Source organism: Streptomyces sp. NPDC043176, from assembly GCF_056436715.1.
On sequence record NZ_JBWKCA010000011.1, the window covers coordinates 168,699 to 181,147 of the forward strand.

Below are 12,449 nucleotides of genomic sequence, written 5' to 3' on the forward strand. Positions count from 1 at the left end.
TTGATCCCGCCCGGAGGGCACCCCGTGAAGAAGACCGTCACCACGCTCGCCGACGGGCGCGAGCTGATCTACTACGACACGCGCGACGACACGGTCCGCACCGCCGTCGACCCGCGCCCCCTCACCCCCGTCGTCTCCCGCTCCGAGATCCGGTACGACGAGCTCACCGGCGACCCCGTCGCCGTCGCCTCGCACCGGCAGGCCCGCACCTACCACCCGCCGGCCGACGCCTGCCCGCTGTGTCCCGCCAAGGACGGCCGCGAGAGCGAGGTCCCGGAGGAGAGCTACGAGGTGGTGGTCTTCGAGAACCGCTTCCCCTCGCTCTCCGGCGGCGTCGGACGCTGCGAGGTCGTCTGCTTCACCGACGACCACACCGCCTCCTTCGCCGACCTCGGCGAGGAGCGGGCCCGCCTCGTCCTCGACGCCTGGACCGACCGGACCGCCGCGCTCTCCGCCCTCCCCGGCGTCGAGCAGGTCTACTGCTTCGAGAACCGCGGCCGGGAGATCGGCGTCACCCTGCCCCACGCGCACGGCCAGATCTACGCCTTTCCCTACGTGTCCCCCCGGACGGCCGCCATGCGGCGCCGGACCGACGAGCACCGGATCGCGACCGGCCGGAACCTCTTCGACGACGTCGTCGCCCGCGAGCGGGCCGACGGGGAGCGGGTGGTCCTGGAGACCGAGCACTGGATCGCCTTCGTGCCCTACGCCGCCCACTGGCCGTACGAGGTGCACCTGTACCCCAAGCGGCGGGTGCCCGACCTGCTCGGCCTCGACGAGGCCGCCCGCACGGAGTGCGCACAGGTCTACCTGGAACTCTTGAGGCGCTTCGACCGGCTCTTCGGACCGGACGAGCCGCCGACGCCCTACATCGCCGCCTGGCACCAGGCGCCGTTCACGGACGGGCGGCGCGAGGACTTCGGACTCCACATGGAGCTTTTCACCGTCCGACGGGCCTCTGGCAAGCTGAAGTTCCTCGCGGGCACCGAGTCCGGCATGGGCGCGTTCATGAACGACGTACGGCCGGAGGACGCGGCCCGACGACTCCGAGAGGTGGCGACCGCATGACCACGACCGCGAAGAGGTACCTGGTGACGGGAGGCGCCGGCTACGTCGGCAGCGTCGTCGCCGCCCACCTCCTGGAACGGGGCCACCGGGTCACCGTCCTCGACGACCTCGCCACCGGCTTCGCCGAAGGGGTCCCGGACGGCGCCGAGTTCGTCGAGGGCCGCATCCAGGACGCGGCGAAGTGGCTCGACGCCTCCTACGACGGCGTGCTGCACTTCGCCGCCTTCTCGCAGGTCGGCGAGTCCGTCGCCAAGCCCGAGAAGTACTGGGAGAACAACGTCGGCGGCACCATGGCGCTGCTCGCGGCCATGCGGGACGCCGGCGTGCGCCGGCTGGTCTTCTCCTCCACCGCCGCGACCTACGGCGAACCGGAGACCGTGCCGATCACCGAGACCGCGCCGACCTCGCCCACCAGCCCGTACGGCGCGAGCAAGCTGGCCGTCGACCACATGATCGGCGGCGAGTGCGCCGCCCACGGCCTGGCCGCCGTCTCGCTGCGCTACTTCAACGTCGCCGGCGCGTACGGCTCCCTCGGCGAGCGCCACCACCCCGAGTCCCACCTCATCCCGCTCGTCCTCCAGGTCGCCCTGGGCGAGCGCGAGGCGATCTCCGTGTACGGCGAGGACTACCCCACCCCGGACGGCACCTGCGTCCGCGACTACATCCACGTCGCCGACCTCGCGGAGGCCCACGTCCTCGCGCTCGACGCGATGACCGCGGGCTCCGTGCCCGCCGGCGAGCACCTGGTCTGCAACCTGGGCAACGGCAACGGCTTCTCCGTCCGCCAGGTCGTCGAGACCGCGCGCGAGGTCACCGGACACCCGATCCCCGAGACCACCGCCGCGCGGCGGCCCGGCGACCCGGCCGTCCTGGTCGCCTCCGCGGAGGCCGCCCGCGAGCGGCTCGGCTGGACCCCCTCCCGCTCCGACCTGGCCGCGATCGTGGCCGACGCGTGGGCGTTCGCCCGTCTCCGCCGGGAGGGAGGCGCATGAGCGTCGCCGCCGGCTTCGAGGCGCTGTACGGCGCCGCGCCCGACGGGGTGTGGGCCGCCCCCGGGCGGGTCAACCTCATCGGTGAGTACACCGACTTCAACGACGGCTTCGTGCTGCCGCTCGCGCTGCCCCACACCACCGTCGCCGCCGTCTCCCGCCGGGACGACGGCGTCCTGCGGCTGCACTCCGCCGACATCGACGGCGGGATCGTGCAGCTGGAGGTCGACGCCCTGGAGCCGCTGTCCGGCGGCGGCTGGGCGGCCTACCCGGCCGGTGTCGTCTGGGCGCTGCGGGAGGCCGGGCACCCGGTGACGGGGGCGGACGTGCACCTCACGTCGACCGTGCCGACCGGCGCCGGGCTCTCCTCGTCGGCGGCCCTGGAGGTCGTCACGGCGCTCGCCCTGAACGACCTGTTCGGCCTCGGGCTCTCCCGCCCCGAGCTCGCCCGGATCGCCCAGCGCGCCGAGAACGCCTTCGTGGGCGTCCCCTGCGGCGTCATGGACCAGATGGCCTCCGCCTGCGCGGTGGAGGGCCACGCCCTCCACCTGGACACCCGGGACCTCTCCTACCGTCAGGTCCCCTTCGACCTGGCCCGCGAGGGGCTCCGGCTGCTCGTCGTCGACACCCGGGTCAAGCACGCGCTCGGGGACGGCGCGTACGCGGAGCGGCGCGCCGGGTGTGAAGCGGGTGCGCGGGCGCTCGGCGTGAAGGCCCTGCGCGACCTGAGCGCCGCGCAACTACCCGAATCCCTCGCACTCCTGAGCGACGAGACGATTCTGCGGTACGTCCGGCACGTCGTCACCGACAACGCCCGGGTCGAGCGGGTGATCGCCCTGCTCGACGCCGGGGACACCCGGGCCGTCGGGCCGGTCCTCACCGAGGGGCACGCCTCCCTCCGCGACGACCTCCGGGTGTCCTGCGCGGAGCTCGACCTCGTGGTCGAGGCGGCGAACGCGGCGGGCGCGCTGGGCGCCCGGATGACCGGCGGCGGCTTCGGCGGCTCGGCCGTCGTCCTCGTGGACGCCGACCGGGCGGAGGCGGTCGCCGCCGCCGTCGTCGAGGCCTTCGCCGAGGCCGGACACGCGGTCCCCGGGATCTTCCCGGCCGTGCCCTCGACGGGCGCGCGCCGACTCTGAACGCGCCCCCTCGTCCGCACGACTTCGCACAGTTCCGCCAAACGGCCCCCACCGTGACGCCCCGCCCCTACTCTGTTGGGCAGCGCCGGTGGGGGCCGGTGCTGTTCAGGGGTCGAGACCCGTCGGGTACGGCGCCGGGAGCGGGGTAACAGTCAACGCACGGCGGCGGCCGTGCGATCGACGGACCCGCCCCCCGGCGCCGTACCGCGCCGGTCCGTTCCTCGACACATGGGGGTGTCCGTGGCACGTATCCGGGTCCTGGTGGTGGACGACCACCGGGTCTTCGCCGAGTCGCTTGCCGCCGCCCTCGCGGCGGAGCCCGACGTCGACGTCGCCGCGGCCGGCAGCGGTCCGGCCGCACTGCGCTGTCTGGAGCGCGGGGCCGCGGAGGGGCGCAGGTTCGACGTGCTCCTCGTCGACGCCGAACTGGGCGCGGGACCCACCGCCGGCACGGCCGCGGCCCGGCACGTCCCGGACGACCCGGAGGCCGGCGTCGACGGGATCTCCCTGGTCGCGGGCGTGCGCCGCGCCCAGCCCGCCGTCCGCACGGTCGTCCTGGCGGAGAAGGACGACCCGCACCGGGCCGCGCTCGCCCTCCAGGCCGGGGCCTCCGGCTGGGTGGCCAAGGACTGCTCGCTCCAGCGGCTGCTCGCCGTGGTCCGCGGGGTCCTGCGGGACGAGACGCATCTGCCGCCCGCGCTGCTCACGGGCGTCCTGCGGGAGCTGACGGCGGCCCGCAAGCACCGGACGGACAGCGAGCGGCTGGTGGAGTCGCTGACCCCGCGCGAGCGGGAGGTGCTGCGCTGCATGGTCGCGGGGCTGGGCCGCAAGGCCGTCGCGGAGCGGCTCTTCCTCTCCCCGCACACCGTCCGTACGCACATGCAGAACGTGCTGGGGAAGCTGGGGGTGCACTCGACCCTGGCGGCGGTGGCGCTGGCCCGGCGGGCGGGCGTCGGCCCGGCGGAGCCGGCTCCCGTGCTAGCCGGGGATGTTGTCGAACGGGGCGGTCAGCCGGCGTAGCAGGGCGGCCAGTTCACCGCGCTGGCCGCGGGAGAGCTGGGCGAGGATGGCCCGCTCCTGGGCGAGCAGCCCGGCGAGCGCCTCGTCGGCGCGGTCGCGGCCCTCGGGGGTGAGCCGGACGAGGACCCCGCGTCGGTCGCTGGGGTCGGGCAGCCGCTCGACCAGGCCCTTCTTGGTGAGCCGGTCGATGCGGTTGGTCATGGTGCCGGAGGTGACGAGGGTCTGGGTGAGGAGCTGGCCGGGGGAGAGCTGGTAGGGCGCTCCGGCCCGGCGGAGGGAGGTGAGGACGTCGAACTCCCACGGCTCCAGCTGGTGCTCGGAGAAGGCGAGTCGACGGGCGCGGTCGAGGTGCCGGGCGAGCCGTGAGACGCGGCTGAGCACCTCGAGCGGTTCCACGTCGAGGTCGGGGCGCTCGCGGCGCCATGCAGCGACCAGTCGGTCGACCTCGTCCTCCATGACGATCAGTGTAGAGGGTCTGTTGACATAAAGTCTCTTGGGGTCGAGTTTCTCGATATCGAGTATCTTTAGATCAAGATATATTTTCCTGGACTACGGGGAAGGGACCCGGCCGGAACTTCGTTCCGCTTCGGCAACACGTGCCAGCAAGGGGGCTTCGAACATGCATTCCGTGGAATCCGCCGCACCAACCTGGGATCCGCAGCAGTACCTCCGTCACTCCGGCCATCGCACCCGGCCGTTCCTCGACCTGCTCGCCCGAATACCGCACCTGCCGGCCCAGGACCGGCCCGCCCGCATCGCCGACCTCGGCTGCGGTCCCGGCAACGTGACGGCCCTCCTCGCCGACCGGTGGGCCGACGCGCACATCACCGGCTTCGACCTCTCGCCGGAGATGCTGGAACGCGCCGAGAAGGACTGGGCGGGCACCACCCGCGGCGGCGGCTGGCTCGACTTCCGGCCCGCGGACGCCGCCCACTGGACCCCCACCGAGCCCTACGACCTGATCGTCTCCAACGCGGCCCTCCAGTGGGTGCCCAACCACCCCGAGTCCCTCGCCCCCTGGGTCGACGGACTCCACCCCGGCGGCACCCTCGCCTTCCAGGTCCCCGGCAACTTCACCTCGCCCAGCCACGCCCTCCTCGGCGAGCTCTGCGACACCCCCGAGTGGCGCGACCGCCTCGGCGACCAGGGCCGCCGCTTCGTCCACATCCTCGACCCGGCCGACTACCTCACCAGGCTCACCGACCTCGGCTGCGAGACGGACGTCTGGGAGACCACGTACAGCCAGCTCCTGCACGGCGAGGACCCCGTCCTCGACTGGGTCAAGGGCACGGCGCTGCGACCCGTCCTCACCACCCTCGGCGACGACCAGGAGGCGATCGACACCTTCCTCGCCCAGTACCGCGCCCTGCTGCGCGAGGCCTACCCGCCCGGCCCGCACGGCACGGTCTTCCCCTTCCGCCGCATCTTCGCCGTCGCCCGCAAGCAGGGGTGACGGCCGCCCGCGAGGCGAGGCCGCCGGCGGACGACACACGGGCGCCCCGCACCGGAACTCCGGTGCGGGGCGCCCGCGTTCACCGCCCAGTACATGCCGTCCGGGACAGGCCCGACTAGTACATGCCGTTGTACGTCTGGAAGCCCGTCCCGATCCGGAGGCGCGGCCCGAACGTGCCGTCGCCGGCGCCCAGGTAGCGCCAGAGCTCGCCCGCCCCGTTCACCGCGAGCAGGTCGCCCTTGCCGTCGCTGTTCAGGTCGCCCGGCGCCAGGATCCGGCTGTACGTCCAGCCGGTGCCGATCTGCGACCGCGCCCCGAACGGAGCGTTGGCGGAGCCGGTGCCCCGGTACAGGAACAGGTTGCCGCGGCCGTCCCGGGCGACCAGGTCGGGACGCCCGTCGCCCGAGTAGTCGGCCGCGCCGAGGATCGCGTTGTAGCCGGCCCAGCCGGTGCCGACCTTGATCCGGGCGTAGAAGCCCGTGCCCTCGCCGTTGCCGCGGTACAGGTACAGGTTGCCGGCGGCGTCCCGGGCCAGCAGGTCGCCCCTGCCGTCGCCGTTCAGGTCTCCGGCGCCGGCGATCCTGTTGTAGATGTGCCAGCCGCTGCCGAGGATCGTGCCGTCGTTGCCGTAGAGGTAGCCGTAGCCGCGCTCCAGCAGGTCGGCATCGGTGTCCGCGCCGAGGGACGAGGCGAACGCGGCGATGTCGGCACCCGCCCACCCGCCCACGTCGCTCTTCTGGTACCGCTGGCCCAGGAGGCCGTTGTTGTTGGAGTAGTAGACGAAGAGCGTGCCCGCCTTGTCCCGCGCCAGGACCGCGTTCTTGCCGGAGCCGGCGATCGCGCCCGAACCGCTGAACTGGTCGACCTGCCGCGCCCCGCGGTCGTAGCTGACCTGCGCGCGCGGACCCAGCCGGCCGTCACCCAGGCCCAGGTAGCGCCACAGGGTGCCCTGCTGGTCTCGGGCGATCAGGTCGGCCCGTCCGTCGCCGTTCTGGTCGTCCACGGGCACGATCTGGTTGTACGTGCCCCAGCCGGTGCCGACCGGCACCCGGCCCTTGAACGGGGCCGCCTTGTCGCCGGTGCTGCCGTAGAAGAACAGCTGCCCGCTCCGGGTGCGGGCGAGGACGTCACCGCGGCCGTCGCCGTCGTTGTCGCCGAGACCCACGACCTGGTCGTACAGGTTCCAGCCGGTGCCCACCTTCGCGCGCGGCCCGAACGGCGCCGTCAGCGAACCGGTCCCCAGGTACAGGTACAGGTCGCCGTCGTGCTGGCGGGCCATGAGGTCGGCCTTGCCGTCGCCGTTCACGTCACCCGGCGAGAAGACCTTGTTGTAGAGCGTCCAGCCGTTGCCCGTCCACTGGTGCCAGCCGTACGTCGCCGTGGCGTCGGAGAAGAGCTCCAGCTGCCCGTACTTCGAGACCGTCAGCACCTCGGGGGTGCCGTTGCCGTTCAGGTCGCCGATCGGGACGATGTCGTTCTTCAGGACCGCGGAGCCCCCGTAGCCGGTCCACGCCTCGGTCGGCGAGACCGCGGTCGACGGCACGGCGTACAGCGAGCCGTCCCACTCGCGGTTGAGCAGGTCCGTGCGGCCGTCGCCGTCCACGTCGAACCGCGGCGGCAGGACCGCCTCGGCCTGGGCCGTGCCGGCCTTGGTCGCGCCGGACAGAGCCGACCAGTCGAGCTTCAGCGCCGAGCGGTCACGCTGCGGCTGCTCCACGGCCGGCCGCGGCGCGGGCTCGGCCACGGCCGGGGACGCCAGCAGCATGCCGGCGGACAGGGCGAGCGCGGTGCAGGTGGTGACGCGACGCGCGCGCCCGAAGAATGCGGAACGCAAAAGATCCCCCCCTGGGGAACGAGAAAAGGGCCCGTGGGCAGGGGTCCGCGACGCGTCCGTACGGCAGTCGGCACGTACGGAGGGCGGACACCCCCCTCGGATGTGGACCGGAGTGTACTCCTGTTCGAGTAGGAGGAAGCCACTCTTTTCCCGACCCCGTCAGATCCCCCGGCCCGGCCCGTCGGCCCCCCGGCCCCCGCCCGGCGTGTCGGCCCTACGGGTCCCCGCCGGGTCCGTCCGCCCTACGGGCCCCCGGCCCCCGCCCCGCCCGTCAGCTCTTGCGGTGCCCTATGAGCCGCGGCTTCTGCTCCATGCCGTCGAGGCCGTGCCACGCCAGGTTCACCAGATGCGCGGCCACCTCGGCCTTGCGCGGCTTGCGCACGTCCAGCCACCACTGGCCGGTCAGCGCCACCATGCCCACCAGCGCCTGCGCGTACAGCGGGGCCAGCTTCGGATCGAAACCGCGGGCCTTGAACTCCAGACCCAGGATGTCCTCCACCTGCGTGGCGATGTCGCTGATCAGCGACGCGAACGTGCCCGTCGACTGGGCCACCGGCGAATCCCGTACGAGGATCCGGAAACCGTCCGTGTAGTTCTCGATGTAGTCGAGGAGCGCGAACGCCGCCTGCTCCAGGAGCTCCCGCGGATGCCCGGCCGTCAGCGCACCGGTCACCCCGTCCAGGAGCTGGCGCATCTCCCGGTCGACGACCACCGCGTACAGCCCCTCCTTGCCGCCGAAGTGCTCGTACACCACCGGCTTCGACACCCCGGCCTTCGCCGCGATCTCCTCCACCGACGTGCCCTCGAAGCCCTTCTCGGCGAAGAGCGTGCGACCGATGTCCAGCAGCTGCTCCCGGCGCTGCGCGCCCGTCATCCGCACCCGGCGCCCTCGCCGGGGCTTCTGCTCGCCGCTACTGCTGCCGGTACCGCCCTCGATCGCCACGTCTTCCATCATGCCGCGTCTGCGGACGTGCTCTGGCGGCGGGCCTCGATGCGGGACTTCGCCGGCCAGCGCACGTCGGACGCCCAGCCCAGCAGCTCGAACCAGCGGATCAGCCGCGCACTCGAGTCGATCTGCCCGCGCAGCACCCCGTGCCGCGCCGACGTCGGGTCCGCGTGGTGCAGGTTGTGCCAGGACTCGCCACAGGACAGCACCGCCAGCCACCACACGTTGCCCGAGCGGTCACGCGACTTGAACGGACGCTTGCCCACCGCGTGACAGATCGAGTTGATCGACCACGTCACGTGGTGCAGCAGCGACACCCGCACCAGGGAACCCCAGAAGAACGCCGTGAACGCGCCCCACCACGACCAGGTCACCAGACCGCCCACCAGCGGCGGGATCGCCAGCGACACCACCGTCCACAGCACGAACTGCCGCGAGATCGCCCGGATCGCCGGGTCCTTGATCAGATCGGGCGCGTACTTGTGCTGCGGCGTCCGCTCCTCGTCGAACATCCAGCCGATGTGCGCCCACCACAGGCCCTTCATCAGCGCCGGAACCGTCTCGCCGAACCGCCACGGCGAATGCGGGTCGCCCTCCGCGTCCGAGAACTTGTGGTGCTTGCGGTGATCCGCCACCCACCGCACCAGCGGCCCCTCCACCGCGAGCGACCCCATGATCGCGAGCGCGATCCGCAGCGGCCGCTTCGCCTTGAACGCGCCGTGCGTGAAGTACCGGTGGAAACCGATCGTGATGCCGTGGCAGCCGACGAAGTACATGACGACCATCAGCGACAGATCCAGCCAGCTCACCCCCCAGCCCCACGCCAGCGGCACCGCCGCGAGCAGCGCCAGGAACGGCACCGTGATGAAGAGCAGCAGCGCGACCTGCTCGGTCGAACCCTTGCGATCGCCGCCGAGCGTGGCGAAGGGCGGGGCCGCGGTGCCTTCGGACGTCTGGGGTGCCGAGGTCATCTCGGGGCTCATGGTCATGGTCGTCCCCTGAGGGTGAGGGTGGGGGTGGGGGGAAAGTGCGAGAAAGTACGCGAAAGCACGGCCGTGGCTACGCATCCGTAACCTACGGCGTCGTAAGTATGGCAGCGACGTGGCGCGCGGCAAGAGGGCACAACAGGCCCCTGCCCACCGCCCAGCATGTGGACACCTATCCTGGGGGCGTCGGACAGCGCGGTCCGCAAGCCTCCAGAACCCCTCCAGACGTGCTGAAACACTGCAAGGAGCCGCACCTGTGAGCAGTGCCGACCAGACCCCCACCGCCAGCACCGAGCTGCGCGCCGACATCCGCCGACTGGGCGACCTCCTCGGCGAGACCCTCGTCCGCCAGGAGGGCCACGAGCTCCTCGACCTCGTCGAGAAGGTCCGCCGCCTCACCCGTGAGGACGGCGAGGCCGCCGCCGAGCTGCTCCAGGGCGTCGAGCTGGAGACCGCCGCCAAGCTGGTGCGCGCCTTCTCCACCTACTTCCACCTGGCGAACGTCACCGAGCAGGTCCACCGCGGCCGCGAGATGCGCGAGAAGCGCGCCGCCGAAGGCGGCCTCCTCGCCCGCACCGCCGACATGCTCAAGGACGGCGACCCCGAGCACGTACGCCAGACGGTCAAGAACCTCAACGTACGGCCCGTCTTCACCGCCCACCCCACCGAGGCGGCCCGCCGCTCCGTCCTCAACAAGCTGCGCCGCATCGCCGCCCTCCTGGAGACCCCGGTCAGCCAGTCCGAGCGCCGCCGCACCGACCTGCGGCTCGCCGAGAACATCGACCTCATCTGGCAGACCGACGAGCTCCGGGTGGTCCGCCCCGAGCCCGCCGACGAGGCCCGCAACGCCATCTACTACCTCGACGAGCTGCACGCGGGCGCCGTCGGCGACGTCCTGGAGGACCTCGCCGCCGAACTGGAGCGCGTCGGCGTCGAACTGCCCGCCGGCACCCGCCCCCTCACCTTCGGCACCTGGATCGGCGGCGACCGCGACGGCAACCCCAACGTCACCCCCCAGGTGACCTGGGACGTCCTGATCCTCCAGCACGAGCACGGCATCACCGACGCCCTCGAACTCGTCGACTTCCTGCGCGGACTGCTCTCCAACTCCATCCGCTACACCGGAGCCACCCAGGAGCTCCTGGACTCCCTCCAGCGCGACCTGGAGCTCCTCCCGGAGATCAGCCCCCGCTACAAGCGCCTCAACGCCGAGGAGCCCTACCGGCTCAAGGCCACCTGCATCCGGCAGAAGCTCGTCAACACCCGCGAGCGCCTCGCCCACGGCACCCCGCACCAGGACGGCCGCGACTACCTCGGCACCGCCGAACTCCTCCGCGACCTCACCCTCATCCAGACCTCCCTGCGCGAGCACCGCGGCGCCCTCTTCGCCGACGGCCGCATGGACCGGGTCATCCGCACCCTCTCCGCCTTCGGCCTCCAGCTCGCCACCATGGACGTCCGCGAGCACGCCGAGGCCCACCACCACGCCCTCGGGCAGCTCTTCGACCGCCTCGGCGAGGAGTCCTGGCGCTACGCGGACATGCCCCGCGACTACCGGCAGAAGCTCCTCGCCAAGGAGCTCCGCTCGCGCCGCCCGCTCGCCCCGACCCCGGCCCCGCTGGACGCCGCCGGCGAGAAGACCCTCGGCGTCTTCCACACCGTCAAGGAGGCCTTCGAGCGCTTCGGCCCGGAGGTCATCGAGTCGTACATCATCTCGATGTGCCAGGGCGCCGACGACGTCTTCGCCGCCGCCGTCCTCGCCCGCGAGGCCGGACTGATCGACCTGCACGCCGGCTGGGCCAAGATCGGCATCGTGCCGCTCCTGGAGACCACCGACGAGCTCAAGGCCGCCGACGTCATCCTCGACGGCATGCTCGCCGACCCCTCCTACCGGCGCCTCGTCTCGCTCCGCGGCGACGTCCAGGAGGTCATGCTCGGCTACTCGGACTCCTCCAAGTTCGGCGGCATCACCACCTCCCAGTGGGAGATCCACCGCGCCCAGCGCCGGCTCCGCGACGTCGCCCACCGCTACGGCGTCCGCCTGCGCCTCTTCCACGGCCGCGGCGGCACCGTCGGCCGCGGCGGCGGCCCCTCGCACGACGCGATCCTCGCCCAGCCCTGGGGCACCCTGGAGGGCGAGATCAAGGTGACCGAGCAGGGCGAGGTCATCTCCGACAAGTACCTGATCCCGTCCCTCGCGCGGGAGAACCTGGAACTGACGGTCGCCGCCACCCTCCAGGCCTCCGCCCTGCACACCTCGCCGCGCCAGTCCGACGACGCCCTCGCCCGCTGGGACGCGGCCATGGACACCGTCTCCGAAGCCGCCCACACCGCGTACCGCAAGCTCGTCGAGGACCCCGACCTCCCCGCGTACTTCTTCGCGGCCACCCCGGTCGACCAGCTGGCCGACCTCCACCTGGGCTCCCGCCCCTCGCGCCGCCCCGACTCGGGCGCCGGCCTCGACGGACTGCGGGCCATCCCGTGGGTGTTCGGCTGGACCCAGTCCCGGCAGATCGTCCCCGGCTGGTTCGGCGTCGGCTCCGGCCTCAAGGCCCTGCGCGAGGCCGGCCTCGACGAGGTCCTCGGCGAGATGTACGAGCGCTGGCACTTCTTCCGCAACTTCCTCGCCAACGTCGAGATGACGCTCGCGAAGACGGACCTGCGGATCGCCCGCCACTACGTCGACACCCTCGTCCCCGACGAACTCAAGCACGTCTTCGACGACATCGAGGCCGAGCACGCCCTCACCGTCGCCGAGGTCCTCAAGATCACCGGCGGCGAGACGCTCCTCGACTCCAACCCGGTCCTCCAGCAGACGTTCGCCATCCGCGACGCCTACCTCGACCCGATCTCCTACCTCCAGGTCGCCCTCCTCGCCCGCCAGCGCGCGGACGCCGAGCGCGGCCGGGAACCGGACCCGCTGCTCGCCCGGGCCCTCCTCCTCACCGTGAACGGCGTCGCCGCGGGCCTCCGCAACACCGGCTGACCCACACCCCGTTCATGCCTGTGCCCCC

10 protein-coding genes are annotated in these 12,449 nt (G+C 72.5%); 6 read left to right on the forward strand and 4 right to left on the reverse strand.

Annotated elements, in window-relative coordinates:
- The first annotated feature begins 24 nt into the window (after positions 1 to 24).
- The 4 genes from galT to AC067A_RS20030 all read left to right on the forward strand — a co-directional run bounded on the left by galT (position 25) and on the right by AC067A_RS20030 (position 4,216).
- Complete coding sequence (galT, locus tag AC067A_RS20015; RefSeq protein WP_479243811.1) at positions 25 to 1,068, forward strand: galactose-1-phosphate uridylyltransferase; 1,044 nt, start codon at positions 25 to 27, stop codon at positions 1,066 to 1,068.
- Entirely contained in the window at positions 1,065 to 2,060 is a 996-nt protein-coding gene (gene galE, locus AC067A_RS20020) for a UDP-glucose 4-epimerase GalE (RefSeq protein WP_479243812.1), read from the forward strand. The genes galT and galE overlap by 4 nt, the downstream gene beginning before the upstream one ends.
- Positions 2,057 to 3,196 (forward strand): galactokinase, encoded by a 1,140-nt coding sequence (gene galK / locus AC067A_RS20025; RefSeq protein ID WP_479243813.1) that lies wholly within the window; start codon positions 2,057 to 2,059, stop codon positions 3,194 to 3,196. The genes galE and galK overlap by 4 nt, the downstream gene beginning before the upstream one ends.
- Before the next feature lie 228 nt (positions 3,197 to 3,424).
- On the forward strand, positions 3,425 to 4,216 hold the full coding sequence (locus AC067A_RS20030; protein WP_479243814.1) for a LuxR C-terminal-related transcriptional regulator: 792 nt from the start codon (positions 3,425 to 3,427) through the stop codon (positions 4,214 to 4,216).
- Here the strand turns inward: AC067A_RS20030 and AC067A_RS20035 are convergent.
- Positions 4,175 to 4,672: a MarR family winged helix-turn-helix transcriptional regulator gene (locus tag AC067A_RS20035; RefSeq protein WP_329853265.1), complete on the reverse strand. Its 498-nt coding sequence runs from the start codon at positions 4,670 to 4,672 to the stop codon at positions 4,175 to 4,177. The two genes, AC067A_RS20030 and AC067A_RS20035, sit on opposite strands and share 42 nt — an antisense overlap.
- A gap of 163 nt (positions 4,673 to 4,835) precedes the next feature.
- Here AC067A_RS20035 and AC067A_RS20040 point away from each other — a divergent pair, with 163 nt between their 5' ends.
- On the forward strand, positions 4,836 to 5,669 hold the full coding sequence (locus AC067A_RS20040) for a trans-aconitate 2-methyltransferase (RefSeq protein ID WP_479243815.1): 834 nt from the start codon (positions 4,836 to 4,838) through the stop codon (positions 5,667 to 5,669).
- 115 nt (positions 5,670 to 5,784) lie between these two features.
- Here AC067A_RS20040 and AC067A_RS20045 read toward each other — a convergent pair whose 3' ends face one another.
- The 3 genes from AC067A_RS20045 to AC067A_RS20055 all read right to left on the reverse strand — a co-directional run bounded on the left by AC067A_RS20045 (position 5,785) and on the right by AC067A_RS20055 (position 9,438).
- Positions 5,785 to 7,503, reverse strand: a complete 1,719-nt coding sequence (locus AC067A_RS20045) for an FG-GAP repeat domain-containing protein (protein WP_479243816.1) — start codon at positions 7,501 to 7,503, stop codon at positions 5,785 to 5,787.
- Positions 7,504 to 7,774: 271 nt separating this feature from the next.
- Positions 7,775 to 8,455 (reverse strand): TetR family transcriptional regulator, encoded by a 681-nt coding sequence (locus AC067A_RS20050; protein WP_479243915.1) that lies wholly within the window; start codon positions 8,453 to 8,455, stop codon positions 7,775 to 7,777.
- On the reverse strand, positions 8,455 to 9,438 hold the full coding sequence (locus AC067A_RS20055; protein WP_479243817.1) for an acyl-CoA desaturase: 984 nt from the start codon (positions 9,436 to 9,438) through the stop codon (positions 8,455 to 8,457). The genes AC067A_RS20050 and AC067A_RS20055 overlap by 1 nt, the downstream gene beginning before the upstream one ends.
- 253 nt (positions 9,439 to 9,691) lie before the next feature.
- On the opposite strand from AC067A_RS20055, the gene ppc reads away from it, so the two are divergent.
- Entirely contained in the window at positions 9,692 to 12,421 is a 2,730-nt protein-coding gene (gene ppc, locus AC067A_RS20060; protein WP_479243818.1) for a phosphoenolpyruvate carboxylase, read from the forward strand.
- The last annotated feature ends 28 nt before the right edge of the window (positions 12,422 to 12,449 follow it).

Excerpts from the sequence above, each read along its gene's own strand:
- AC067A_RS20035 (WP_329853265.1), bottom strand. The coding sequence starts at position 4,672 with ATGGAGGACGAGGTCGACCGACTGGTCGCTGCATGGCGCCGCGAGCGC.
- AC067A_RS20030 (WP_479243814.1), top strand. The coding sequence starts at position 3,425 with ATGGGGGTGTCCGTGGCACGTATCCGGGTCCTGGTGGTGGACGACCAC.
- AC067A_RS20040 (WP_479243815.1), top strand. The coding sequence starts at position 4,836 with ATGCATTCCGTGGAATCCGCCGCACCAACCTGGGATCCGCAGCAGTAC.
- galK (WP_479243813.1), top strand. The coding sequence starts at position 2,057 with ATGAGCGTCGCCGCCGGCTTCGAGGCGCTGTACGGCGCCGCGCCCGAC.
- AC067A_RS20055 (WP_479243817.1), bottom strand. The coding sequence starts at position 9,438 with ATGACCATGAGCCCCGAGATGACCTCGGCACCCCAGACGTCCGAAGGC.
- AC067A_RS20050 (WP_479243915.1), bottom strand. The coding sequence starts at position 8,455 with ATGGAAGACGTGGCGATCGAGGGCGGTACCGGCAGCAGTAGCGGCGAG.
- galE (WP_479243812.1), top strand. The coding sequence starts at position 1,065 with ATGACCACGACCGCGAAGAGGTACCTGGTGACGGGAGGCGCCGGCTAC.